General features: G+C 42.6%; 1 protein-coding gene. It reads left to right on the top strand.

Going from position 1 to position 686, the window contains the following annotated elements; genetic code table 11:
• Positions 1–18: 18 nt before the first annotated feature.
• Positions 19–686: TraK domain-containing protein (locus DNJ75_RS15085; protein ID WP_206609143.1), on the top strand; the 668-nt coding region annotated here is incomplete at its 3' end.

The raw sequence follows: 686 nt of genomic DNA, 5'->3' as shown, positions 1-686 counted from the left end.
ACGTATCCTGTCGAGGTAATGACTCCTCAGCAAACAGCGGCATTTAGTGCCTCTATAGAACGTGACAAGGCAAAAAAAGTAAAAAAGGTAAAAGATCATAGTTATCGCAGCACATTAAGACCGACAGAAGCGGAATTGATTGGTTTTAACAGTAATCAGACGCTGACCATTAGACTGTCGAAAACCGATACCAATCGTTTATATGTTGAGGGTGATAAAATCATTGATTTTACCTGTCAGCAAGGATTTTGTTTTGTTGATCGTGGCAGGTTAGATAAAACAGGCGATGTGTTGTTAACCTTGGGTAATGCGGCTCGATTAGGTTCTGGCTTTACGGCATTTGTGCTGACGGAATCAGGCAGGCAGTTTACCTTATATGGTGTGCCAGAGGTCAGTAGTGGTAAAACGATTGGTTTTGTATCACAGGGAGGGATGAGTTTACAGGCAAGTCGCTTTGAGAAAAAGACACCGTATCGAACACTGGTGGTTTCGTTAATGCGCTCTATGATGAATTATGCGCACACGGGTCAGTTGCCTGATGGTTATGCCACGGTGGCGATTGAAAATGAGGGTAAAAAAGAGGGTAAAAAAGAGCAAAAGAATCCGTCAGAGGTGATGGATAGACAAAATAGTCAAAAAGGATTGAGTTATACGCCTGTGCGACTTTTTAAAGGGGGATTACTGAC

This window comes from Cysteiniphilum litorale (assembly GCF_003428165.1).
In the GTDB taxonomy this organism is placed as follows: Bacteria; Pseudomonadota; Gammaproteobacteria; order Francisellales; family Francisellaceae; genus Caedibacter; species Caedibacter litoralis.
Note: the sequence above shows the minus strand (reverse complement) of the source record. Positions and strands in the feature narration are given on the sequence as shown.